At 47.1% G+C, this 23,284-nt stretch carries 18 protein-coding genes and 1 tRNA gene; 12 read left to right on the top strand and 7 right to left on the bottom strand.

The annotated features are described in order from the left end of the window. Positions 1–10 precede the first annotated feature (10 nt). The 5 genes from ileS to NQ564_RS10360 all read left to right on the top strand — a co-directional run bounded on the left by ileS (position 11) and on the right by NQ564_RS10360 (position 5,838). Positions 11–3,436 carry an isoleucine--tRNA ligase gene (gene ileS / locus NQ564_RS10380; RefSeq protein ID WP_008155109.1) on the top strand — a complete coding sequence of 1,142 codons (3,426 nt, stop codon included), beginning with the start codon at positions 11–13 and terminating at the stop codon, positions 3,434–3,436. 151 nt (positions 3,437–3,587) lie between these two features. Further along, positions 3,588–3,968: a TraR/DksA family transcriptional regulator gene (locus NQ564_RS10375; RefSeq protein WP_005641525.1), complete on the top strand. Its 381-nt coding sequence runs from the start codon at positions 3,588–3,590 to the stop codon at positions 3,966–3,968. After that, a complete protein-coding gene (locus NQ564_RS10370) occupies positions 3,969–4,583 on the top strand; it encodes a lipoprotein signal peptidase (RefSeq protein ID WP_008150881.1) in 615 nt (204 codons plus the stop codon). Positions 4,584–4,591: 8 nt separating this feature from the next. After that, positions 4,592–5,395 (top strand): DUF4296 domain-containing protein, encoded by an 804-nt coding sequence (locus tag NQ564_RS10365; protein WP_008150879.1) that lies wholly within the window; start codon positions 4,592–4,594, stop codon positions 5,393–5,395. A gap of 8 nt (positions 5,396–5,403) precedes the next feature. Beyond that, positions 5,404–5,838, top strand: coding sequence for a hypothetical protein (locus NQ564_RS10360; protein ID WP_081450222.1), 435 nt, complete (start codon positions 5,404–5,406; stop codon positions 5,836–5,838). Here the strand turns inward: NQ564_RS10360 and NQ564_RS10355 are convergent. Then, positions 5,758–6,528 (bottom strand): RNA methyltransferase, encoded by a 771-nt coding sequence (locus NQ564_RS10355; RefSeq protein WP_008150877.1) that lies wholly within the window; start codon positions 6,526–6,528, stop codon positions 5,758–5,760. The genes NQ564_RS10360 and NQ564_RS10355 overlap by 81 nt on opposite strands. Before the next feature lie 171 nt (positions 6,529–6,699). Between NQ564_RS10355 and tamL the strand changes: the two genes are divergently transcribed. The 3 genes from tamL (at position 6,700) to speA (ending at position 11,482) form a co-directional block, all read left to right on the top strand. Further along, entirely contained in the window at positions 6,700–9,048 is a 2,349-nt protein-coding gene (gene tamL / locus NQ564_RS10350) for a translocation and assembly module lipoprotein TamL (RefSeq protein ID WP_008150874.1), read from the top strand. Positions 9,049–9,336: 288 nt separating this feature from the next. Beyond that, a tRNA-Arg gene (locus NQ564_RS10345) sits at positions 9,337–9,410 on the top strand. Positions 9,411–9,589: 179 nt separating this feature from the next. After that, positions 9,590–11,482 (top strand): biosynthetic arginine decarboxylase, encoded by a 1,893-nt coding sequence (gene speA, locus NQ564_RS10340; RefSeq protein WP_008150868.1) that lies wholly within the window; start codon positions 9,590–9,592, stop codon positions 11,480–11,482. On the opposite strand, the gene dinB is transcribed toward speA, so the two are convergent. From dinB to NQ564_RS10325, 3 genes are read right to left on the bottom strand one after another with little or no spacing between them, the layout of a single operon-like run. Beyond that, positions 11,470–12,564, bottom strand: coding sequence for a DNA polymerase IV (gene dinB, locus NQ564_RS10335; RefSeq protein ID WP_008150866.1), 1,095 nt, complete (start codon positions 12,562–12,564; stop codon positions 11,470–11,472). The two genes, speA and dinB, sit on opposite strands and share 13 nt — an antisense overlap. After that, positions 12,564–14,147 carry a YfcC family protein gene (locus NQ564_RS10330; RefSeq protein ID WP_008150865.1) on the bottom strand — a complete coding sequence of 528 codons (1,584 nt, stop codon included), beginning with the start codon at positions 14,145–14,147 and terminating at the stop codon, positions 12,564–12,566. Before NQ564_RS10330 ends, dinB begins: the two co-directional genes overlap by 1 nt. Then, on the bottom strand, positions 14,144–15,418 hold the full coding sequence (locus NQ564_RS10325; protein WP_008150863.1) for a DNA recombination protein RmuC: 1,275 nt from the start codon (positions 15,416–15,418) through the stop codon (positions 14,144–14,146). The genes NQ564_RS10330 and NQ564_RS10325 overlap by 4 nt, the downstream gene beginning before the upstream one ends. 160 nt (positions 15,419–15,578) lie before the next feature. Here NQ564_RS10325 and tpx point away from each other — a divergent pair, with 160 nt between their 5' ends. Then, a complete protein-coding gene (tpx, locus tag NQ564_RS10320; RefSeq protein WP_005641510.1) occupies positions 15,579–16,082 on the top strand; it encodes a thiol peroxidase in 504 nt (167 codons plus the stop codon). An 85-nt stretch (positions 16,083–16,167) separates the two neighbouring features. On the opposite strand, the gene NQ564_RS10315 is transcribed toward tpx, so the two are convergent. Both NQ564_RS10315 and NQ564_RS10310 read right to left on the bottom strand, forming a co-directional pair. Then, complete coding sequence (locus tag NQ564_RS10315) at positions 16,168–16,848, bottom strand: ABC transporter ATP-binding protein (RefSeq protein WP_008150859.1); 681 nt, start codon at positions 16,846–16,848, stop codon at positions 16,168–16,170. A 37-nt stretch (positions 16,849–16,885) separates the two neighbouring features. After that, positions 16,886–19,228 (bottom strand): ABC transporter permease, encoded by a 2,343-nt coding sequence (locus NQ564_RS10310; protein WP_008150857.1) that lies wholly within the window; start codon positions 19,226–19,228, stop codon positions 16,886–16,888. 180 nt (positions 19,229–19,408) lie between these two features. Here NQ564_RS10310 and NQ564_RS10305 point away from each other — a divergent pair, with 180 nt between their 5' ends. The 3 genes from NQ564_RS10305 (at position 19,409) to NQ564_RS10295 (ending at position 22,723) form a co-directional block, all read left to right on the top strand. Beyond that, the gene (locus tag NQ564_RS10305; RefSeq protein ID WP_008150854.1) at positions 19,409–19,933 is read left to right on the top strand and encodes a response regulator; all 525 of its coding nucleotides are present in this window, start codon (positions 19,409–19,411) and stop codon (positions 19,931–19,933) included. Further along, complete coding sequence (locus NQ564_RS10300; RefSeq protein ID WP_008150852.1) at positions 19,930–20,763, top strand: sensor histidine kinase; 834 nt, start codon at positions 19,930–19,932, stop codon at positions 20,761–20,763. Before NQ564_RS10305 ends, NQ564_RS10300 begins: the two co-directional genes overlap by 4 nt. Before the next feature lie 664 nt (positions 20,764–21,427). Next, positions 21,428–22,723, top strand: coding sequence for an MATE family efflux transporter (locus NQ564_RS10295; RefSeq protein ID WP_008150846.1), 1,296 nt, complete (start codon positions 21,428–21,430; stop codon positions 22,721–22,723). On the opposite strand, the gene NQ564_RS10290 is transcribed toward NQ564_RS10295, so the two are convergent. Next, on the bottom strand, positions 22,715–23,269 hold the full coding sequence (locus NQ564_RS10290; protein WP_008150844.1) for a transposase: 555 nt from the start codon (positions 23,267–23,269) through the stop codon (positions 22,715–22,717). The genes NQ564_RS10295 and NQ564_RS10290 overlap by 9 nt on opposite strands. Between the last annotated feature and the right edge of the window lie 15 nt (positions 23,270–23,284).

Raw genomic sequence — 23,284 nt, 5'->3', positions numbered from 1 at the left:
TATAACACATATGAGTAAGAAATTTGCCGAATACTCGAAATTTGACTTATCGAACGTCAATAAAGAGGTGCTGAAGAAATGGCAGGATGGCGACATCTTCCATAAGAGTCTTGAAATCCGCGAAGGACATCCCTCGTTTGTATTTTATGAAGGTCCTCCTTCTGCAAACGGTATGCCCGGTATTCACCATGTGATTGCCCGTTCGATTAAGGATATTTTCTGCCGTTATAAGACCATGAAGGGGTATCTTGTCAATCGTAAGGCGGGATGGGATACACACGGGCTGCCGGTAGAGCTGGGAGTCGAAAAAACATTGGGTATAACCAAGGAAGATATCGGCAAAAAGATCTCTGTGGCCGAATATAATGCCGCCTGCCGCCGTGACGTGATGAAGTTTACGAAGGAATGGACGGATCTGACACAGAAGATGGGATATTGGGTCGACCTTGAAAACCCGTATATCACTTACGATAACCGTTATATCGAAACATTGTGGTACTTGCTGAAGGAACTGTATAAGAAAGGTTTGCTTTACAAAGGGTACACGATCCAGCCGTATTCGCCGGCCGCCGGAACGGGGCTTAGCTCGCACGAGTTGAACCAACCGGGGTGTTATCGCGACGTGAAGGATACGACTTGTACGGCTCAGTTCCGCATTCTTGATCCGAAACCGGAGATGGCGGGATTTGGCGAACCGTTCTTCTTGGCATGGACCACTACTCCGTGGACTTTGCCTTCCAACACGGCTCTTTGTGTGGGTCCGAATTTCACTTATGTGGCTGTTCAGACCTATAATCCATATACAGGTATGCCGATGACGGCTGTTTTGGCTAAGGACTTGTTGAATGTGTATTTCAATCCGAAAGCCGCCGATCTGGCTCTGACCGATTATAAACCGGGCGATAAACTGGTGCCGTTCAAAGTGGTCGGCGAATGGAAAGGACCGGAACTGGCCGGCATGCATTACGAGCAGCTGATCCCGTGGGTCAATCCGGGAGAAGGTGCTTTCCGGGTAATCACCGGTGACTATGTGACGGTGGAAGATGGTACGGGTATCGTACATATCGCTCCGACTTTCGGTGCGGATGACGACCGTGTGGCAAAAGCAAGCGGCGTACCTCCTTTGATGATGATCGACAAAGACGGGAACCGCCGTCCGATGGTCGATATGACAGGTAAATTCTATCTGCTGGAAGACCTCGATCCCGAGTATGTTCAGGAGCATATGAATGCTGCCGACTATGATCCGTGGCAGGGCAAGTTCGTGAAGAACGCTTACGATGCGACAAAGGGAGAGAAAGACGAAACGCTGGATATCGAAATCTGCATGATGCTGAAAGCGCAGAACCGTGTGTTCCGCATTGAGAAGCATGTCCACAACTATCCGCACTGTTGGCGTACGGACAAACCTGTGTTGTACTATCCGCTGGATAGCTGGTTTATCCGCACAACCGCTTGTCGCGAACGGATGATCGAACTGAACAATACGATCAACTGGAAACCGCAGAGCACCGGAACGGGACGTTTCGGCAAATGGTTGGAAAACTTGCAGGACTGGAACTTGAGCCGTAGCCGCTACTGGGGAACGCCGTTGCCTATCTGGCGTACCGAAGACGGGGCGGAAGAAATCTGTATCGGTTCGGTTGAAGAACTGTACAATGAAATTGAGAAATCCGTAAAAGCTGGGCTGATGGAGTCCAACCCGTATAAGGAACTGAAATTCCAGCCGGGTGAATATACAAAGGAAAACTACGAAAAGATCGACCTTCACCGTCCGTATGTGGATGATGTGATCCTGGTTTCCGAAAGCGGTAAGCCGATGAAGCGCGAGACCGACTTGATCGACGTATGGTTCGATTCCGGTGCGATGCCTTATGCACAGATTCATTATCCGTTCGAGAACAAGGAAATCTTCGACGACCGCAAGGTGTATCCGGCCGACTTTATTGCCGAGGGTGTCGACCAGACACGCGGATGGTTCTTCACTTTGCATGCGCTCGCTACGATGGTGTTCGACAGTGTGTCGTATAAAGCTGTCGTTTCGAACGGACTGGTACTGGACAAGAATGGCAATAAGATGTCCAAACGTCTGGGCAACGCTGTCGATCCGTTCGCCACGATCGAGCAGTATGGTTCCGATCCTTTGCGCTGGTACATGATTACAAATGCGTCTCCGTGGGATAACATCAAATTTGATATCGATGGTATCGAAGAAGTTCGCCGCAAATTCTTCGGTACATTATATAATACCTATTCGTTCTTCGCTTTGTATGCGAATGTAGACGGTTTCGATTATTCCGAACCGGATGTAGACTGGAAAGAGCGTCCCGAAATCGACCGCTGGATTCTGTCGTTGCTGAATTCGCTGGTGAAGGATGTGGATGGATTCTTGGATACATACGAACCGACACGCGCCGGACGTGCGATCTCTGATTTTGTAAACGACAATCTGAGTAACTGGTACGTGCGTTTGAACCGCCGCCGTTTCTGGGGCGGAGGCATGACAACCGACAAGTTGTCTGCTTACCAGACTTTGTACACCTGTCTGGAAACGGTCGCCAAGCTGATGGCTCCGATCGCGCCGTTCTATGCAGACCAGTTGTTCTGCGACCTGATTGCCGCTACCGGACGTGAGAAGGTTGAATCTGTTCACCTGTCCGAATTCCCGGTTTGCAACGAGGCATTGATCGACAAGAATCTGGAAGAACGTATGCAGATGGCGCAGGATGTGTCTTCTATGGTGCTGGCTTTGCGTCGCAAGGTGAATATCAAGGTGCGCCAGCCGTTGCAGACCATCATGGTCCCGGTTGTGGATGCCCATCAGCAAGAAAGCATCGAAGCTGTGAAAGCGTTGATCCTGAACGAGGTCAATGTGAAGGAACTGAAGTTTGTCGATAACGCTGCCGGTATTCTGGTGAAGAAGATCAAACCGGACTTTAAGAAGTTAGGCCCGCGTTATGGCAAGATCATGAAGGCGTTGGCCGCCGCTATCCAGACAATGAGTCAGGACGAAATCAATGCGTTTGAGAAGGCCGGAACATTCACGCTGACGGTTGAAGGTCAGGAGGCGGTGATTGAACGTGCAGACGTTGAAATCATCTCCGAAGACATACCGGGCTGGCTGGTTGCGAACGAAGGCCGCCTGACAGTGGCTTTGGATATCACCGTAACAGAAACTCTCCGTAAGGAAGGATTGGCGCGCGAGTTGGTAAACCGCATCCAGAACCTGCGTAAGAGCAGTGGTTACGACATCACCGACAAGATATCCGTCACTGTCCTTTCGAACGATGTGATGGATGAGGCGATCAAGGACTTCAATTCGTATATCGCAAACCAGGTGTTGGCTGTATCAGTGGAAATTACGGATGTGATCAGCGATGCGACCGAGTTGGATTTCGAAGATTTCAAACTTTCGGTCCGGATTGAAAAAGCATGAGTGTTTTCAATTGAAGAATGAAAGAATGAAAGAATTAAAGAATGAAAGGGGGAAAGAAAGGAAGAATTGCTTACATTTGTGGCCAAGAGAAAGAAAAATCATCATTGATCTTTTCATTCTTTCATTCGTTAATTATTAATTTTTTAAAACTATGGCAGAAAAGACAAGATATTCGGATGCCGAACTCGAGGAGTTCCGCGCCATAATATTGGAAAAGCTGGAGAAGGCAAAAAAAGATTATGACCTGTTGAGATCCGGTGTCACTAACTCTGACGGCAATGATGTCGCTGATACGTCTCCTACGTTTAAGGTATTGGAGGAAGGCGCTGCGACTTTATCGAAGGAAGAGGCTGGCCGTTTGGCACAGCGCCAGATGAAGTTTATACAGAACTTGCAGGCTGCATTGATCCGGATTGAGAATAAAACCTACGGTATTTGCCGCGAAACCGGTAAATTGATCCCGAAAGAAAGATTACGTGCAGTGCCTCACGCTACGTTGAGTATCGAAGCTAAACAGGGAGGTGCCAAGTAAATGAGATATTCCAAAGGTTGGGGAGCAGCGTTGATTGTGATGCTGCTCCTTATTCTTGACCAGGCTCTTAAAATATGGATTAAAACTCACATGCAGTTGCATGAGAGTATTGAAATCACTCCGTGGTTTTATCTGTACTTCACTGAGAATCCGGGAATGGCTTTCGGGATAGAAGTGATCGGTAAGTTGTTTTTGTCGGTATTCCGTATTATTGCTGTCGGTTTTATCGGTTATTATCTGTATAAGCTGGTGAAACAGAATTACACCTTTGGCTTTATCGCTTGTATCTCGTTGATCTTTGCGGGAGCGATCGGAAATATCATCGACTCCATATTCTATGGGGTAGTGTTCGATCATAGCTTCGGACAGGTGGCCTCGTTTATGCCGGAGGGTGGCGGCTATGCCAGTTGGTTGCATGGAAAAGTGGTCGATATGTTTTATTTCCCTTTGATACAGACGGTGTTGCCAGACTGGGTACCAGTATGGGGAGGGGAGGAGTTTGTCTTTTTCCGTCCAATCTTTAATTTGGCCGATTCGGCGATCTGCGTAGGTGTCTTTTTGTTGTTACTGTTCTACCGTCACACATTGTCGACAAGTCTCTCAAAAGAAAAATAAAAGAACTGATGCGGAACAAACTGCATAGATATGGTGTCGTTTTGCTGCTGGGAACCTTACTGGTCGCCTGTAGTAAAGTGCCGGACGGCATTCTTTCGGAAAAGAAAATGCAAGCAGTACAGGTGGATATGCAATTGGCAGAAGCCATGATTAACCTGGATAGCAAAGAGTTTTCCGATAATGCCCGTAAGGAGGCTCTATATCAGTCCATCTTCCGCAAATACGATATCACACAAGCCGAGTACGACAGTTCGCTCGTTTGGTATGGACGGCATCTGGATATTTATATGAAAGTGTATGACCGCGTGCTGGCCGATCTGAATGAACGGCAGAAAGCATTGGGCGACGTACAGGCTTCGGCTGCTCCTGTTTCCAAACAGGATTCGGTGGATATCTGGCCCCGCCGTACCTCTTTAAGATTGGAACCCGATGCCTTGTTTAACGGTGTGACGTTCGATATCAAACCGGAAACGAACTATTCGTCCGGCAGTTCGTTTGTCTTGGGCATGAATGTCTGGGGTATCAACGAGGGGATGGCTTATAAACCGGAAATACGCATAAGCGCTGACCAGGGTGATACGATCGTGACTGTCAATGATAAGGTGCTTCGCGATGGCTATCACGAAACCGTTTTGAAGACGGTTCCGACCAAGCAGGTCAAACGCGTGTACGGGTATATCTTTATGAACAATGCCGATTCTTCCTACTACAAGGTTTATCTGGACAGTCTGAACCTCATGAAATATAATTACGGCCGTCTGACTGATATGGCAAAAGATTCGTCTGCCGTAAAAATATCCGCAGTGGAATAAATCGTGTTATGCGCCGGATCGCTTCCCATTATATCTATTGGAGACAGTTCTACCGGATGCACTATGTCGAGTTGGACGATAGCGGTATCCTAACCGGTGTTTTCCCTTTGGAAGGGGAAATTGCGGGTACGGAGTTTTATGACGGCATCTTGATCCTTGTGCCTATTCCCGCTCTTGATGCGAGATTGAAGGGGAACAAGCGATATTACCTGAATTTTTATTCTGATACTCCCTTTGTGATCCCGAGTCAAGTACGGGAACGGGTCGCTTTTGATATGCTGTCGGGAGAACAGTTGGCGGATGCCTTGGAACGTCGAGGTTTTACAGGTATTATTGAAGCGGGTTCGCCTGTTTGTGTGCTGTTATTGGGCGGCATTCCCCTGACGACGGCGAAATTCGGCGCAGATGACAGCCGTAGCGATGGCTACATTCAGAGACTCTGATGTTTCTCTTTCGGGTGGAAAGCTTGGAATGTAAAGTTTTTGATCAATCAGCTCTTCTATTTGCGGACGTATTCCGTTTCCCTCATTCCCCATCACGATAATTCCGTTTGCCGATAATTCCTTTGTGTACATATTTTCTCCGTCGAGGAATGTGCCGAACAACGGAATTTGCCTTGCCACTTGGGCTTTCAAGTAGTCTTCCAATTCCGTATAATGGACTTTTACGTGTGCCAGTGCGCCCATTGTGGCCTGTACGGTCTTCGGGCTGAAAACATCTGCGGTGTCGGGGCTGCAAACGATATGTTCGATGCCGAACCAGTCGGCAAGCCGTATGATGGTACCGAGATTGCCGGGGTCCTGTATGCCGTCCAATGCTAAAACGAGTGAGGAAGAAGGATCGGCTTCGTCGATCGACCAGTCCGGACGTTTGAATACGGCAAGTACATCCTGCGGGTTTTTCAGGAAACTGGCTTTACGGATGTCTTCGTCTTCCGCTTCCAATAGTTCTTTCGCCGGAATGTTCCCCTGCATCGCCATCCAGGATGGTTTGGCGAGAATCAGTTCGCATTCGAAAGCAAACATCATGTCGGCTACCAGCTTGTTTCCTTCGGCAACGAATGCATTCAGTTCGTTCCGATATTTCTTCATTTCCAACGAATGGATGTATTTGACTTTCCCCTTACTTAGCATCTTTATTCTCTTTTTTCAAGTGCAAATGTACAGGGATTTATTCAAATTCACGTTATTTTTTGTGCAAAGATACGTTGGTACGTGTGGCGTGACAATATGACAAGAATGTTTTTCGTCGCGCACCACGCTTTATGATTTTTTCTTCCTATTTTTGCGTGCGTAAAAGCTTGAATGATGAAGGGAATCCAAACACTATATTTCATTTGTTTCCTATTGCTGTTAGTCTCCTGTAGCTCGACAAAATATGTGGGCGAGGGAGAATACCTCCTGGACAAAGTGGAGATTGTGTCGGATGGCAAGACTTATAAAAACAGCGATTTGAAGCCTTATTTGCGCCAGCAACCCAACTTTAAGGCTTTTGGGCTGATGAAATGGCAGTTGTTCGTGTACGACTGGTCGGGCCGGAATGAGAAGAAATGGATTAATAAGCAGCTTCGTCGGATGGGAGAGGCGCCTGTTATCTTGGATACGACGCTGGTAACGCAGTCGGTCGACGAGTTGAAACGCTTCTTCATCAATAAAGGATATATGAACGCTGAAGTTTCGGCTTCTATCGATACTTCGCGAAGTAAAAAGGCTGTCGTGACCTATAGGATCGTCCCTAACACTCCTTACCGCATCCATAACTATTCGATGGATTTGAGCGATCCGAAGATCGACAGCATCGCCAAGCTCAAACCGCCTCACCGTTCCGTACTGGCTTCGGCTTTCCGTACTTATTCCGACGATTATACTTCCCTGATAAAAGACAGTGCCTTGTTTGACCGCGATGTACTGGATAAGGAACGGCAGCGCCTTACGACTTTGCTCCGCCGGCGTGGTTATTATGCCTTCAACCGGGATTACCTGTCTTATATTGCCGATAGCTCTTTGAACCGGAATATTGTAGACTTGGATATGCTGTTGAAACCGTACCGTTTGCAGAAGCCTGACGGGACGGTGGTCGACACATTACATCGACAGTATTATATTAAAGACGTTTCGATTGTGACCGATTATGATCCGTTGACGTTGGAAGAAAACAATGCTATGCTTTACGATACGGTCCGAACCGGCGGTATCGATATCCTGTACGGAAAGAACGGCAGAAGCATCCGTCCGGGAGTCTTGCGCAAGAGCAATTATATCATGCCGGGACGCTTGTATAACGAGCGGACGGTGGAGCAGACCTACTCTTCGTTTGCTACGCTGCGTGCTTTGCGTAATGTGAATATCCGTTTTTCGGAGGTCGAAGAGAACGACACGATGAAGCTCAACTGTACGATCCTGACTTCTCCTGCCAAACTACAAGGTTTCGGGGTCGACTTGGAAGGGACAAACTCGGCAGGAGATTTTGGTTTTGCTTCGAGTTTGAACTATCAGCACCGGAACTTGTTCAAGGGGTCGGAGGTTTTCTCGGCTAAAGTCCGCGGTGCTTATGAGGCGTTATCCGGCAACCAGTCGGAAGGAAACAACTTTTGGGAGTTCGGTACGGAGGCGTCTGTCTTGTTCCCCCGTTTCCTGTTTCCCTTCCTGCATGAGAATTTCCGTCGTAAGATTCGTGCAACGACCGAACTGAAGGTGAGTTACAGCATACAGACACGTCCGGAGTTCAAAAGAGCCATCGTCTCTGCTGGATGGAATTATATCTGGCAGGAGCGGAGTAATATGCAGGCGCGCCATGTGTTCAAGTTGTTGGACATCGACTATGTGCATTTGCCGAAGATCAGCCAGTCATTTAAAGACTCGTTGCCTGAATCTACTTTGCTCTACAATTTTACCGACCAGTTTATCGTCGGTTCCGGTTATACTTATTCTTTTAATAATTATGATCCTCAGAATCGTTTGAGGAATACGCATTCCGTTCGCTTCTCCTTCGAGATGGCGGGCAACCTGCTGTACGGGCTTTCCCACCTGACCGGTGCGGATAAGGATGACGAAGGGCGCTATAAATTGTTCGGGATTAATTATGCCCAGTTTGTGAAAGGGGATATCGATTTCAGCAAAAGCATTGTGTTGGACAATCGTAACAAGTTGGCTTTCCACGTCGGTGTCGGAGTCGGCTATCCGTATGGCAACTCGAAGATGCTGCCGTTCGAACGCAGCTATTTCTCAGGAGGAGCAAACAGTGTCCGCGGCTGGTCCGTCCGTTCGCTCGGTCCTGGTAGCATGCCGCTCGATTCGGTTAAGTCCTTTGCCCAGCAGATCGGTGATATCCGTCTGGATCTGAATTTGGAATATCGGACGAAGCTATTCTGGAAATTTGAGATGGCGGCTTTTATCGATGCCGGTAATATCTGGACTTTCCATAAAGATGAGAGTCGTCCGAACGGCAACTTCGATTTTTCCCGTTTCTACAAAGAGATTGCCGTCTCATACGGATTAGGTCTCCGTCTCGATTTCGATTTCTTCTTGATCCGCTTCGATACCGGTATGAAAGCCTATAATCCGCAGGAAAGTGGCAAAAGGAAATGGGCCATCCTTCATCCGAATTTTCACAGTAACTTCGCTTGGCATTTTGCCGTGGGATATCCGTTCTGATTTTGGAGGATAATAGTCTTTTGTATTCGATCTGTCGATTATCAAAATGATAGTGTTATACCATGAAATTTGAATTTGTATGGCTTCTAATTAAAATTACCCGCAAGGCTAATATTTTTTAACATTCTGTTTGATAGCAATAACCCTCTTTCGATATCGAAATGCTAAACGGTATGTTTGTGAATATAGCTTTTCCGTTGACTCTATCCTTATGAATTTTGGAGGAAAAATAACGGAAATATTTGCTTGTTAAAATAATATTACTACCTTTGCACCGCAAATAAGGATGGTTCCGTAGCTCAGCTGGATAGAGCAACGCCCTTCTAAGGCGTGGGTCGAGCGTTCGAATCGCTCCGGAATCACATAATTTGAAAAAATACCCGGTAGATATTAATTGTTTACCGGGTATTTTTTTATGCTTTGGATGCTTTGTTTGGATGTTGGCTGATATTTTTATTGATCAAATCTGCCGTAATTGTATATCAATTGCTTATATTTACAACAATTTTGAAAGGTACATACTTTTTGCACTGAAGAAGAAATGAGAAAATGGCGTATTGAAGACTCAGAAGAACTCTACAACATCACAGGTTGGGGTACTTCGTACTTTGGTATCAATGACAAAGGTCATGTAGTGGTAACTCCTCGTAAAGACGGCGTCGGTGTAGACCTGAGAGAGCTGGTCGACGAACTGCAATTACGGGATGTGGAGGCTCCTGTACTGATCCGTTTCCCAGATATTCTGGATAACCGTATTGAAAAGATAGCGAACTGTTTCAAGCAGGCTTCCGATGAATATGGTTATAAGGCGCAGAATTTCATTATCTATCCTATTAAAGTAAATCAGATGCGTCCGGTGGTGGAAGAGATTATCGGTCATGGCAAGAAGTTCAACTTAGGGTTGGAAGCCGGTTCAAAGCCGGAACTCCATGCGGTGATTGCGGTCAATACAGATTCGGATTCTTTGATTATCTGTAACGGTTACAAGGATGAGAGTTATATCGAACTGGCTTTGCTGGCACAGAAAATGGGCAAACGCATCTTTCTGGTTGTCGAGAAGATCAACGAACTGACTTTGATCGCTAAGATGGCCAAGCAACTGAATGTCCGTCCGAATATCGGTATCCGTATCAAACTTGCCTCTTCCGGCAGTGGCAAATGGGAAGAAAGCGGGGGGGATGCCAGCAAGTTCGGTTTGACGTCCAGCGAGCTACTGGAAGCACTTGATTTCTTGGAAAAGAAAGATTTGACGGATTGCCTGAAGCTGATCCATTTCCATATCGGCAGTCAGGTGACCAAGATACGCCGTATCAAAACGGCTTTGCGCGAAGCATCGCAGTTCTATGTGCAGCTGCATGCGATGGGCTTCAATATCGAGTTTGTGGATATTGGCGGCGGGCTGGGAGTCGATTACGACGGTACCCGTTCTTCCAATAGCGAGAGCAGTGTCAATTATTCTATCCAGGAATATGTGAATGACTCTATTTCCACAATGGTCGATGTCAGTGACAAGAACGGCATCCCTCATCCAAATATCATAACGGAGAGCGGGCGTTCGTTGACTGCCCATCATTCCGTTTTGATATTTGAGGTGCTGGAAACAGCTACGCTTCCCGAAATGGATGAAGACTTTGAAGTGAGTGAATCCGACCATGAACTTGTGCATGAACTGTATGAGATTTGGGATAAGCTGAACCAGAGTCGTATGCTGGAAGCCTGGCACGATGCGCAGCAGATACGCGAGGAGGCGTTGGATTTGTTCAGTCATGGTATTGTCGATTTGAAGACTCGTGCCCAGATCGAGCGCTTGTATTGGTCTGTGACGCGCGAGATCAGCCAGATCGCCTCCGGTCTGAAACATGCACCGGATGAGTTTCGCAAGCTGGACAAACTGTTGGCTGATAAGTATTTCTGTAATTTCTCGCTTTTCCAGTCTTTGCCGGACTCTTGGGCGATCGATCAGATTTTCCCGATCATGCCTATCCAGCGGTTGGATGAACGGCCTGACCGGACGGCGACTTTGCAGGACATAACTTGCGATTCGGATGGCAAGATCGCCAACTTTATTTCGACACGCAATGTTTCTCATGATCTACCGGTACATTCGCTGAAAGGAAAAGATGCTTATTATATCGGTGTCTTTCTGGTGGGAGCTTATCAGGAAATTCTGGGAGACATGCACAACCTTTTCGGCGATACGAATGCCGTGCATGTAACGGTGGATGAAAAAGGTTACAACATCGAGCAAGTTATCGACGGGGAAACGGTTGCCGAAGTGCTCGATTATGTTCAGTATAATCCTAAAAAACTGGTGAGGACGCTGGAAACTTGGGTAACTAAGTCCGTAAAGGAAGGAAAGATTTCGGTTGAAGAAGGTAAGGAATTCCTTTCCAACTATCGTTCCGGCTTGTATGGATATACTTATTTGGAGTAATCCCAGTCACTGAATTCGAAACTGAGTTGTTCCCAGCGAGCTTTCTCTTCGTTTTTCTCGTAAGGGTTGGAGATCGAAAGACCGATCAGGCGAATCGGATGAGTCGTATATTCGATGTCTTTCAACAGCCCTTTGGCTAAAGGTAGTATTTCGGCTAAAGTAGTCAGTTCGTGGCTTTGGGTGATACTTCTTGTCTTTTGGTTGAAATCATGGAATTTAATCTTTAAAGTAAGAGTGTTTCCTTTGAAACCGGTCCGTTGCAACCGTTCGATCAGTTCGGTTGCAACATGATATAATTCGATGATAACGGACGATTGCCGCGAAATGTCTTTTTCAAGCGTATGTTCGCAGCCTACGGATTTGCGGATTCGGACGGCCTCGACAGGGCGCAGGTCTATCCCTCTTGAGAATTCATAATATAAAACTCCCGCTTTTCCGAATTGTCGGGTGAGCATTTCGTGTGAACAAGCTCTCAACTGTTCACCGTTATGGATGCCTAATGAGTGCATCCGTTGGGCGGTGACCGGGCCGATCCCCCAGAAGGATTCGATCGGCAGATGTTTGATGAATTCTTCCGCTTGGGACGGATGGATGGTACACAGTCCGTCCGGCTTGCGGTAGTCAGAGGCGATTTTAGCTAAAAACTTATTATACGATACCCCAGCCGAGGCAATCAGATGCAGCTCCTCCCGGATTTTTTGCTTGATTGCTTTGGCGATGTCGACGGCAAGCGGGATGTTCTGTTTATTCTCGGTAACATCCAGAAACGCCTCGTCCAGTGAAAGCGGCTCGATAATGTCCGTATATTCGTGGAAGATTTCGTGTATCTGTCGGGACACCGCTTTATAGACATCCATCCGTCCGGAAACAAACGTGAGTTGCGGGCATAGACGTTTAGCCCTTTGTGACGACATGGCGGAACGTACGCCGAACTTCCGGGCTTCGTAGCTTGCTGCCGCTACGACACCCCGTTCCTCCGCGTGGCCGACTGCAAGCGGAATTCCGCGAAGTTCCGGATTATCCCGCTGTTCCACAGAAGCGTAGAATGCGTCCATGTCGATATGTATGATCTTCCGCTCCATTAAAATCCGTTCATCGGAACCAATACTGTCGGAATGAGCAACAGGAATCCGACTATTACCAGAAGCAATATGAATTTCCATGCCCAGCGAAACCATTTATCGTAGGGGATACGGCTGACACCCAGAACAGCGATCAGCACTCCGGATGTCGGGGTGATCATATTGGTGAATCCGTCTCCGAACTGGAAGGCCATCACGGTTGCTTGCTTTGACAATCCGATCAAGTCGGAGAAAGGAGCCATGATCGGCATGGTCAGGGCCGCTTTGGCACTTCCGGAAGGAATGATCAGGTTGATCAAGGTCTGGATCACGTACATCATACCGACGGTCGCCACTTGTCCGAGCCCTTCCATCCCTTTCGCCAAGTTGTAGAGAATGGTGTCGATGACAAGCCCGTCTTTCAGTACCACGATAATACCGCCAGCAAGGCCGACTACCAAAGCTGCGCTCATAATGTCCTTGCACCCGTCGAGAAACAGTTTGACCAATTCGTTCGGAGTCCGGTTGTTAGCGATGCCGGCTGCCAGTCCGAGGGCGAAGAATAGGGTGGCTATCTCCATGATATACCAGCCATATCCCATCACTCCCGTGATCAGATAAAAAATCGTGAAGAAGAGGAGGTTCAGGATATAAAGATGGACTGTCTTGCGGAGGGCGAACAGGGAAGTCAAGATAAAAGCAACCGTTAGAATGGGAAGGAGAGGCAATCCTTTGATTATGTTGTTCCCGATTTGTAAAGTTGTTGCAGGGTAATAAGCTGCGAAAATGATTTGTATGACTGCCAATATACCAAAACTGATCCAGGCGGTACGTGGCGTGTGATAGCTTACTTCCAGCGAGTTATTATTGTGCAGGTCCCGCCAATACTGGTCCTCTTCGTAGACTAACGATGCTTTCGGATTTTTCTTTACTTTAGCAGCATAACGCAGTATCCAGGCGAAACCGATCAGGTTGATTACGATCCAGCAAAATATCCGGTATTCGATTCCAGAAAAGAGCGGAATACCGGCCAGTCCTTGTGCAATACCGATTGTAAACGGGTTCAATATCGCTCCGGCAAATCCTAATCCGGCGGCGACAAAGACCATGCAAACACCTGTAATGGAGTCATACCCCATCGAGATCGCCATCGGGACAAGTACTAAGCAAAATGCAATGGTCTCTTCGCTCATCCCGAAGACAGCCCCGAATATGCTGAATAGTAGCATGATGGACGTCAGCAAGAAATTCTCCACTCCGATCTTACGCAAGAAGCGGTTGTTTTCCATTTTACGGGCGCGGCCGAGGAAACTGACGGTTCCGATATCGAAGGCCTTACTGTCGTTGACGATCCAGAACGCTCCTCCGATGATCAGGATGAAGACGATGATATCTGCCTTGTCGACAAACCCTTTGTAAAAAGCCGAGAACACCTGCCAGGTCTGCGGAGCATGTTCTACCGCTTCGTAGACAACCGTTTTTTCCCCGGCTGCATTGATGCTTTCCTTGTATTGTCCACCCAGAATGATCCAGGTGAGGGCGGCACAGAAAAGAATGATATAAAATATGATGGCGTATGTATGTGGAATCTGTCTCTTTTTCATAATCCGTTTTCGTCTTCTTCATCCGTTAATGAACCTATTTCCGGAAGGATAGCGCGTGCCTCCCTGTCGCTGAGGGTGTCTACATCTTTCAGTTTGCGCTGGATCACGCGTGTGCGTGTCCCTAACACCTCTTCGATCTGCCCGCTGGCCGTCTGCAAGTTCTTCTGTGCTTTTTCCAACATGCCGCCTACCTTCTCGAATTCTTTCTTTACCGCTCCCAGGATGGTCCATACCTCGCCGGAGTGTTTCTGGATAGCGAGTGTACGGAATCCCATTTGCAGGCTGTTCAGGATGGCGGCAAGTGTTGTCGGGCCGGTGACGACCACCTTATAGTTGCGCTGTAGTTCTTCCAATAGGGAGGAACGGCGTACTACCTCCGCATAGATTCCTTCGAAAGGCAGGAACATGATGCCGAAGTCAGTGGTGGCGGGGGGAGCCAGATACTTGTCGGAAATATCTTTTGCCATTTTTTTAATGGTTGTCTCCAGTAGCTTTCCGGCTGCCTCTATTGCCTGTGTATCGGCATGGTCGTATGCATCGAGCAGCTGTTCGTAGACATCTTTGGGAAATTTTGCGTCTATCGGCAGATATACGAATTCGCGGACGTCGTCACGCCCCGGAAGTTTGACGGCAAATTCCACGACGGCATCCGATCCTTTGCGGGTATGCACGTTCGCTTCGTATTGTTCCGGTGCCAGGATTTGTTCGAGAAGCATGCTTAACTGGATTTCCCCGATGTTGCCGCGTGTCTTTACATTGCTGAGGACACGTTTCAAGCCGCCTACGTCTTGTGCCAGCGTTTGCATTTCTCCAAGTCCTTTCTGTACGCTTTCCAGTTGTTCCGTCACAAGCCGGAAGGATTGGCCGATCCGGTCGTTAAGTGTCTTTTGCAATTTCTCGTCTACGGTCAGGCGGATTTCTTCCAGCCTTTTTTCTGTGTTAGTGACAAGTAGGCGTTGTTGTTCGTCCAGGTTGGCGAACTTTTCCCGTTGCAGGGTGTTGAACGAAGCGATCCCCCGGTCGAAAGCATCCCGGAATTCGTTCATGGAGCGCGTCAGCTCTTCCCGGTTGTCTCTGGCGACGATACGGCCTTCTTCCCGGTTCAGACGAAAATCTTCCCGAAAGTTTTTTTCGATACGTTCAAATGAACGTTGCATTTCGTCGAGCAACCGTTTCAGCTCGCCCGCGATGTCCGAATGGTCTTTCCGGGGACGGAAAAAGACCTGTAAAGCAATGATTACGACAAGTAAACAAATAATCAACCCATCCATTTCTTTCTATTTTGGGCCAAAGATAGAAAAAGAGTTATCGTGAGCAGTAATTAAAAAGAGTTAAAAGGAAAAACATTATTCAGATTCCTTTGTTTAAGTTATACAAAGCAGCTTATATTTGTAAGTCGCTTTTGATAAAGAACATAAAATACTACAAAAGATGGCAAAGATAACATTTAAAGGTAATGAAGTCAATACGAACGGTTCATTGCCCGCAGTTGGAGCAGAGGCTCCTGATTTTAAAGGTGTAAAGAGCGATTTATCCGAATTGCATCTGAAAGATTTAAAAGGTAAGAAAGTTGTGATCAACGTATTCCCGAGTTTGGACACCGCCGTGTGTGCCGCATCGGTAAGACGTTTTAATAAAGAAGCCGCTTCTCTTCCTAACACTGTGGTGCTTGCCGTATCAAAGGACTTGCCTTTTGCACAAGGACGTTTCTGTACCACGGAAGGTATTGATAAAGTGATTCCACTTTCTGCATTCCGTTGTTCTTGTTTTGAAAATGGGTACGGGATGCTGATGGTCGATGGTCCGCTGAAGGGTTTATTAGCCCGCGGCGTGATAGTTGTCGACGAAGCTGGTAAAGTTGTTTATGAGGAACTGGTTTCCGAAATAACAAACGAACCGAATTACGAAGCCGCAATCGCTTCATTAAAAAACTAATAAAGTAGATTATTGTTTTTCATTGGTTAAAGTTAAGGGTTAGTGTAGGAGGCCGTCGGATGTGAATCCCGCGGCCTTCGTTTTTTTAAAGTATTCCTTCCAATCCATTAACAATTTGTCCGTCGAAAAGGTGGATGATGCGGTCGGCGTAGGTGGCATCGTGTTGTGAGTGTGTCACCATGACGATAGTCGTTCCTTCGGCATTTAGTTGGCTGAGCAGTTCCATTACATCGAGGCTGTTTTTGGAGTCAAGGTTGCCGGTCGGCTCGTCGGCTAATATCAGTTTGGGTTTGCCTATCACGGCACGGGCAATGGCAACCCGTTGTTGCTGGCCGCCGGAGAGTTGTTGCGGATAATGTTTGGCGCGTTGGCTAAGGCGTACTTTGCGTAGGATGTCGAGTACTTGTTGCTTGCGTTCGGCTTTGGGGACACCGATGTATTTCAACTGGAGGTCCACATTTTCTTCCACCGTTAGTTCGTCAATGAGGTTGAAACTTTGGAATACGAACCCGATACGCCCTTTGCGGAAACGGGTCCGCTCTTTCTCTTTTAACCGTCCTACTTCTTCGCCATCCAGTAAGTAACTCCCCCCGTCCGGGTTGTCAAGCAGACCGAGGATATGTAGCAGGGTCGATTTGCCACATCCGCTGGGTCCCATAATGGCTACAAACTCACCTTTTTTCACTTCCATACTTACACCGTTAAGCGCAATAGTCTCTATTTCTTCCGTTCGGAAGCTCTTGCTGAGGTTCTCTATTTTAATCATGACTTGTTTTTGTTTTCTATGAATGATTCTTTTATATCTATTCTGTCCGTATACTCTCAATAGGATTGCGTCGTGCCACTTTCAGGGTCTGTCCGATGATAGAGACGATAGCGATGCCTACGGTTGTCAGAACAGCTACGGCAATGAGATGCCACGGGAATGCGATGCGGTTATAAAATGGTTCTAAACCGGTTTGAACCGCTTTTATACTGAGAGGCAAGGCGAAGCAGGCAGCGAGTAACGAGAGCGCCATGAAGTGTTTGGATAGTTCCCATACTGCACCGTTTGTTTCGGCCCCCATTACTTTGCACAAAGCAATCCGCTTGCTCTGCTGTTCGGTATAGCTTATCGACATGGCCAGTAGTCCCAAGGCTGAGATAAGAATGGAGATAGTCATGAAACAGAGGACGAGCATTACGGTGTTCTTCTCGCGTGTCAAATCTTTGTCCAGATAATCGTCAATATAATCGGCTTCCAGCTCTTTCGGCATTCCGAGTAGTTCGTTGGAGACTTCGCGACAGGTGCGACGGATAGCAGCCAAAGCCTCTGTCCGGTCGCCTACTGTTCGGACAAGTTGGTTGTAGGAGTTCGTTTGCGGGTTCAACACTTTGACAACCCCGTGTGAGTCGGGCATGGGTGTACTGAGTGCTGTAAGTGAACGGTAGTCACGGATAACGCCACAAATATTATACGTGTAACCGCCTTTGTCTCCATCCTTTCCGAAATGAGGGTTGTCGGTCGAAAGGTTGTATCGGCGGCAGGTCTCTTCCGTTGCCCAAGTTTTGCCAGGAAGTGGGTCGGACCAGCGTTCCAACACTTCGAATCCGAGCATCCGAAAAGCTGCACTGTCCATATCCGATAGGTGAAGCCATGACCTGCTCTCTTCGTCCGGTTGTTGGACACCGTTATGTCCGCAGATAAAGGGTAGACCTCTGGCTAGTGCAACTTCGGCCACTTGGGGCAGAGCTTGTAGACGTTCTTGCAGGATGACCTGTTTGTCATGCGTCATCCCCAAGGTCCAGGCTTTAACAAATACCAAATCGGTGTTATAACCAGTCGGCAGGGTGGCAAGGTGATGCATTTGAACAGCCATTGTCAATCCCAAGGTGATGAGCACCGTGCTGATAACATTCTGTACAATAATAAACAGACGGCTGAATATCTGCTTGTTTTGCAGACGGAAATTCCCCTTTACAATATCTATCGGATGGTATCGATGCATGATGAGGGCAGGAATCAATCCCGATACGCCGGCGATTCCCACCAGCAGCAATAGCATATAGGCAACAGTCGAGAACGAGTAAATCAATGATATTTGAGTGGAGAGTAAATATTCGAAATAGGGTTTGGCGATGACGGCAATCAGGCATCCGCCGATAAAACAACCGGTAGTGAAGAGGGCTGATTCGGCTAAGTAACGAAGCACAATTTCCCCGGCGGTATCTCCCAACAGGCGGCGGGTTGCCATCTCGTGGGCACGTTTGCCGGTTTGCGACACGGTCAGGTTGATATAGTTAATAATGGCAGACAAGAGTAATATCAATGCGATGCCGAACAGGATTTGTACCTGCTTTTGAGTTCCTTGACGGAAAGGTCCATATCTGTTCAATGGTGAAAAGTAAATTTCGTCCATACGTGTAAGTGTGGAACCCCATAAGAATCCGTTACCACTCTCGTCTTTGCTCCAAAAGTCCCAATAGCTTGTATATTTGTCGAGTAGTTTGCGAGAAACGATATCGGGAGTCGTCCCCTCTGCCAAGGTGACGAATATTTGGGTCGAACCGAAAGTATCCATATAGGCATAATCTTTTTCCTGTAGTTTGAAAGGTAGTAGGAGATCTATCGGTTTCAATAACTCCGTTGGGCTGAAAGACGGAAGAATCCCTATGACCTGTAGTGGTGTCTGGTTCAAATATTTCACCGTGCGACCGATAGGGTTTTCATTACCGAAGACTTTGCGGGCAAATGCCTCGGAGATGATAACTTCATCCGTTCCGGTCAAGACCTTGTTGCGGTCGCATCCGATCAGCGGATAGTCGAGCAGCTGGAAAAAGTTAGAATCGACTGCCATACACTGGGCTTGGTAGTAATTGTTGTCTATGGTTACGTCCGTTTCATTGGTTGAGGTCAGGCGTGTCCATTCTTTTATTTCAGGAATGGAGGGGAAAAATTCCAAAGCAGTACCGACCGTCATACCCAGTCCGTCTCCGTAGCCGAGGGCATACAGTTGTCGGGATAACGGTTGCCTGTTTCCAATGTTAAACTCGGTTCGGGCATATGAAGTCAGAAGGACGACAGTCCCTAACGCAATAGCCAATCCGAAGAACTGGATAGCGGTATAGAGTTTGTTACGGCTGAGAAAAGTGAAGTATGATTTCATGTTTATTCATTTTTTATTTGTTGCAAATGTAGGGGTTTGCCGGTGTTCGACAATGGTAGGAAAGTTTGGTGGGAGCGGTTTGTATGAAAATCATACACCTGTATGTATGATCTTCATACAGCCTTTTTCCGTACCTTTATCCCCGCTTAGAGAAATGAAGAAAATTTAAACGAATCGGATATGACGAATTATGGGACAATATTGGTGGTGGATGACAATCCGGCGATTCTTACGGCGGTCAGGATATGTCTAGCCGGTGAGTTTGACAAAGTCTTGACACTTACTTCTCCCGATACGCTTCTTACGGTATTGGCTCAGGAAGTGGTGAATGCGATTTTGCTTGACATGAACTTTGTGCCGGGAGGGAACACCGGACAAGACGGGCTGCTTTGGCTTCGGGCGATTCATAAGAAGCATCCGGCGATTCCGGTTGTGTTGGTGACGGCATACGCTGATATCAAGTTGGCGGTGCGCGGATTGAAAATGGGGGCGGCTGACTTCGTTACCAAGCCTTGGGATAACCAGGAGCTGATCCGTGTCTTAAAAGATGCGATTGATGCCGGACGAAAGGTTATCCCGTTGGAACAGGTCGAGGCGGAACATGTACACAAGGTCGTAGAGCGTTGTCATGGCAACATCAGCCGAGCAGCAGAATTGCTGGGCATCACCCGGCAGACGCTTTATGCTAAAATGAAAAAGCTATGATGTTGGTATTGTCTCTTGTCTTGGTCGCTGCTGTTTTTTTCGGGTGGTTTTATCATCATCAAATGTTGCTGAAAGACCGGGCACATTTGATGCGCGAGGCAATTCGCAACGAAGAGTTTACGTTCCGTCTTCCGGTGAAGGGGCTGTTTTTTGGCGAAAGGGCGTTGCAAGAGGCTCTTAACGAGACGGGCAAGGACATCGGCGGACTGCTTGCCCGTAACGAAGTGGATTCATGGCAACGATTGACTCGTGTGCTTACGCATGAAATCATGAATGCCACTACACCGATAGCCTGTATTAGCCAAGCCTATTTGGATAACCCTGCTATTGCTGGGACTGTTTACGAAGAGGGAATCCGTGCTATCCGCGATACCAGTCGGGGGCTTGCTTCGTTTGTGGACAGTTACCGGAAACTGGCGGAATTGCAGGAACCGGTTCTTGTGGAGGTCTCTTTGGTTGCTTTTATGGAAAAGATTCGAGTGCTTTACCCTGATTTGGAGTGGCATATCTCCATTCCTTTGTCAGTTACGATGGTTGTTGATGAGAATATGTTACGCCAAGTATTGTTCAATCTTATCAAGAATGCTTGTGAAGCAGGAGCGACGGCTATGGATGTACGTTGGAAAAAGGAATTATGGGTTAGTAACAATGGCGCACCCATTCCGGCAGATGTCGGACGAGAGATTTTTGTCCCGTTCTTTACTACAAAAAAAGTAGGGACGGGTATCGGCTTGTCTCTTTCCCGGCAGATGATGATTCGGCAGGGTAGGGAACTTCGGTTGGCGGAGCGGCCGTTGCAGGGTTGGCAAGTGACATTTGTTGTGTCTTAATCGAGTATCTATCATGCTTTTTACTTGTGGATTTGTTTATATGTCTGGTAATATGCTGCTTATGTTTGCATGAGACAAAAACAGCTATCGCCCCAAAGGGGACCATTTGAAAAAACGCCTTTTTCCGCCGGATAAGATGTAAAAACAGGATATAAAAGTGTCTCTGACATGGCAGATAAACATTCCTGCACCTCCGGTAGGAATCCCCGAAGATCCGGGTCTGTACCTCTCACACATCCGGATGTAAGAGGCACAGACATCCGGGTCCCGAATAGCTTTCCAAGCTGTTTTTGGCAAAAGAAAAGCCAGTCTTGATGAAAAAAGATATCGTTTTTAACCTGTTTTGCACCTATTCCTGATTGGTCTTTATTTTTATCGTAGATTGATACACAGTATGTTAGTGTTTTTTACCATGATAGTTATGATAGATGAATGATAGTATAAAACGGCAACTGTCATGCAGTAACGTATTGTTTTAAAACAATATATGGATAATTATGATAGTATGGTAGTTGTTCTTGCAAAAGCACTTATATACGTTTGTCCGTATCGGTGGCAAAAGTAGATGGGCACTTTATGAGTTTGGTTGCCCTGGTTATTTATAAAGTAATCTGTAACTTTGCCGACAAAGTTAGGAATAGTTTTTTTATAGGTATGATGAATAATGAATAAAAAGATACTTCAGTTAGCGCTTCCTTCTATCGTTTCCAATATAACGGTCCCTTTGTTGGGATTGGTCGATGTGGCGATTGTCGGGCATTTGGGGGCTGCTTCTTATATAGGGGCGATTGCGGTAGGGGGAATGTTGTTCAATATTATTTACTGGCTGTTCGGCTTTTTGCGGATGGGAACGAGCGGGATGACTTCGCAAGCTCTGGGGAGACGGGATTTCCTGGAAGTAACGAAGGTTTTGTTCCGGTCGGTCGGTGTCGGGATTCTGATTTCTCTGGCTCTGCTTTTGCTCCAGTATCCGATACGGGAGATAGCTTTCTCCCTGCTGGATACGACAGATGAGGTGGAACGGTTGGCTTCCTTATATTTCAATATTTGTATTTGGGGTGCGCCGGCTGTGTTGGGGTTGTATGGCTTTTCCGGTTGGTTTATCGGAATGCAGAATTCCCGTTTCCCGATGTTTATTGCGATCACCCAGAATATCGTGAATATCGTGGCGAGCTTGATCTTCGTCTTTGTGTTCGGCATGAAGGTACAAGGGGTTGCGATGGGAACGCTGATCGCCCAATATGGGGGCTTCGGGATGGCTATATTCCTGTGGTTCGCATTCTATCGGAAGCGGTTGAATATTCGTGTTTGCTGGCATGAGGTCATGGATAAGGTCGCTATGCGTCGCTTCTTCCAGATGAATGGCGATATTTTCTTTCGTACGCTTTGTTTGGTGGCGGTTACTACATTCTTTACCTCTACGGGTGCGAGACAGGGGGATATCGTTTTGGCTGTTAATACGTTGCTGATGCAGTTGTTTACGCTTTTCTCCTATATCATGGATGGTTTTGCCTATGCAGGCGAGGCTTTGGCGGGACGTTATATCGGTGCCCGTAATAAAATAGCCCTTAGCCGGACGATCCGTTTGCTGTTTGGCTGGGGAATCGGGCTGTCCCTTTCGTTTACCCTGCTTTATGGAGTAGGAGGGAAAGGTTTTCTGTCTCTCCTGACAAATGATCCTGCTGTCATACAAGAGGCCGGAACCTATTTCTATTGGGTGTTGGCTGTCCCGCTTGCCGGCTTTGCCGCCTTCCTGTGGGATGGCATCCTGATCGGTGCGACAGCCACCCGCCTGATGCTTTATTCTATGTTAGTCGCTTCCGGCACTTTCTTTTTGATCTATTACCTCTTTTCCGGGATGATGGGCAACCATGCATTATGGATGGCATTCCTGATATATCTGTTGCTTCGTGGTAGTATGCAATGGGTATTATGGAATCGCCACAATGAATTAGCGTAATCGGTCGTATGCCCATTGTGCCGGATTGTTTAATATATAATTGGATATATTATGATACGCCTTTTCATCCCGTATGATATGTTCATAATAATTACGTTGCCATAATTTTTGACCGTGTAGATTAATCATTTTTGTCGATTGATATTTAAAATATCCCACAATATGCCCCAGTGTCACCACGTAGGGGCGGGGTTCGCCCGCCCTAAATGTATCCCGATCGATTTTTATAATCGCATGGAAATGATTTGGCATAATAACATATTCGCAACATTCGATATTGGGGTATTTATGTTCCAAATCCCAATAACATTGTTGGATTATTTCACCATATGGGTTTAATATCATTTGGGGGATGTTGATATTAGATTCGGGGCAGGCGGACCCTGCCCCTACAGTCCCTACGTGGGGAACGTTTTTGATTTCGCCGAATAAATGTTTATGGTTTTGGGTACATATTGTGATGAAATATAACCCTTCCTGTGAATAATCATATCCTTTCAAACGGATACTGTGACGATGGTAGATGTCTGGATTGTACTGTTTCATAGTCGATGGTTGTCT

It is taken from the genome of Parabacteroides johnsonii DSM 18315 (assembly GCF_025151045.1).
Taxonomy (GTDB): Bacteria; Bacteroidota; Bacteroidia; order Bacteroidales; family Tannerellaceae; genus Parabacteroides; species Parabacteroides johnsonii.
Note: the sequence above shows the minus strand (reverse complement) of the source record. Positions and strands in the feature narration are given on the sequence as shown.

Excerpts from the sequence above, each read along its gene's own strand:
- NQ564_RS10295 (WP_008150846.1), top strand. The coding sequence starts at position 21,428 with ATGAATAAAAAGATACTTCAGTTAGCGCTTCCTTCTATCGTTTCCAAT.
- ileS (WP_008155109.1), top strand. The coding sequence starts at position 11 with ATGAGTAAGAAATTTGCCGAATACTCGAAATTTGACTTATCGAACGTC.
- NQ564_RS10290 (WP_008150844.1), bottom strand. The coding sequence starts at position 23,269 with ATGAAACAGTACAATCCAGACATCTACCATCGTCACAGTATCCGTTTG.
- NQ564_RS10325 (WP_008150863.1), bottom strand. The coding sequence starts at position 15,418 with ATGGATGGGTTGATTATTTGTTTACTTGTCGTAATCATTGCTTTACAG.
- NQ564_RS10375 (WP_005641525.1), top strand. The coding sequence starts at position 3,588 with ATGGCAGAAAAGACAAGATATTCGGATGCCGAACTCGAGGAGTTCCGC.
- NQ564_RS10370 (WP_008150881.1), top strand. The coding sequence starts at position 3,969 with ATGAGATATTCCAAAGGTTGGGGAGCAGCGTTGATTGTGATGCTGCTC.
- NQ564_RS10355 (WP_008150877.1), bottom strand. The coding sequence starts at position 6,528 with ATGCTAAGTAAGGGGAAAGTCAAATACATCCATTCGTTGGAAATGAAG.
- tpx (WP_005641510.1), top strand. The coding sequence starts at position 15,579 with ATGGCAAAGATAACATTTAAAGGTAATGAAGTCAATACGAACGGTTCA.
- NQ564_RS10310 (WP_008150857.1), bottom strand. The coding sequence starts at position 19,228 with ATGAAATCATACTTCACTTTTCTCAGCCGTAACAAACTCTATACCGCT.
- NQ564_RS10365 (WP_008150879.1), top strand. The coding sequence starts at position 4,592 with ATGCGGAACAAACTGCATAGATATGGTGTCGTTTTGCTGCTGGGAACC.
- tamL (WP_008150874.1), top strand. The coding sequence starts at position 6,700 with ATGATGAAGGGAATCCAAACACTATATTTCATTTGTTTCCTATTGCTG.
- NQ564_RS10300 (WP_008150852.1), top strand. The coding sequence starts at position 19,930 with ATGATGTTGGTATTGTCTCTTGTCTTGGTCGCTGCTGTTTTTTTCGGG.
- dinB (WP_008150866.1), bottom strand. The coding sequence starts at position 12,564 with ATGGAGCGGAAGATCATACATATCGACATGGACGCATTCTACGCTTCT.
- speA (WP_008150868.1), top strand. The coding sequence starts at position 9,590 with ATGAGAAAATGGCGTATTGAAGACTCAGAAGAACTCTACAACATCACA.
- NQ564_RS10360 (WP_081450222.1), top strand. The coding sequence starts at position 5,404 with ATGCGCCGGATCGCTTCCCATTATATCTATTGGAGACAGTTCTACCGG.
- NQ564_RS10315 (WP_008150859.1), bottom strand. The coding sequence starts at position 16,848 with ATGATTAAAATAGAGAACCTCAGCAAGAGCTTCCGAACGGAAGAAATA.
- NQ564_RS10305 (WP_008150854.1), top strand. The coding sequence starts at position 19,409 with ATGACGAATTATGGGACAATATTGGTGGTGGATGACAATCCGGCGATT.
- NQ564_RS10330 (WP_008150865.1), bottom strand. The coding sequence starts at position 14,147 with ATGAAAAAGAGACAGATTCCACATACATACGCCATCATATTTTATATC.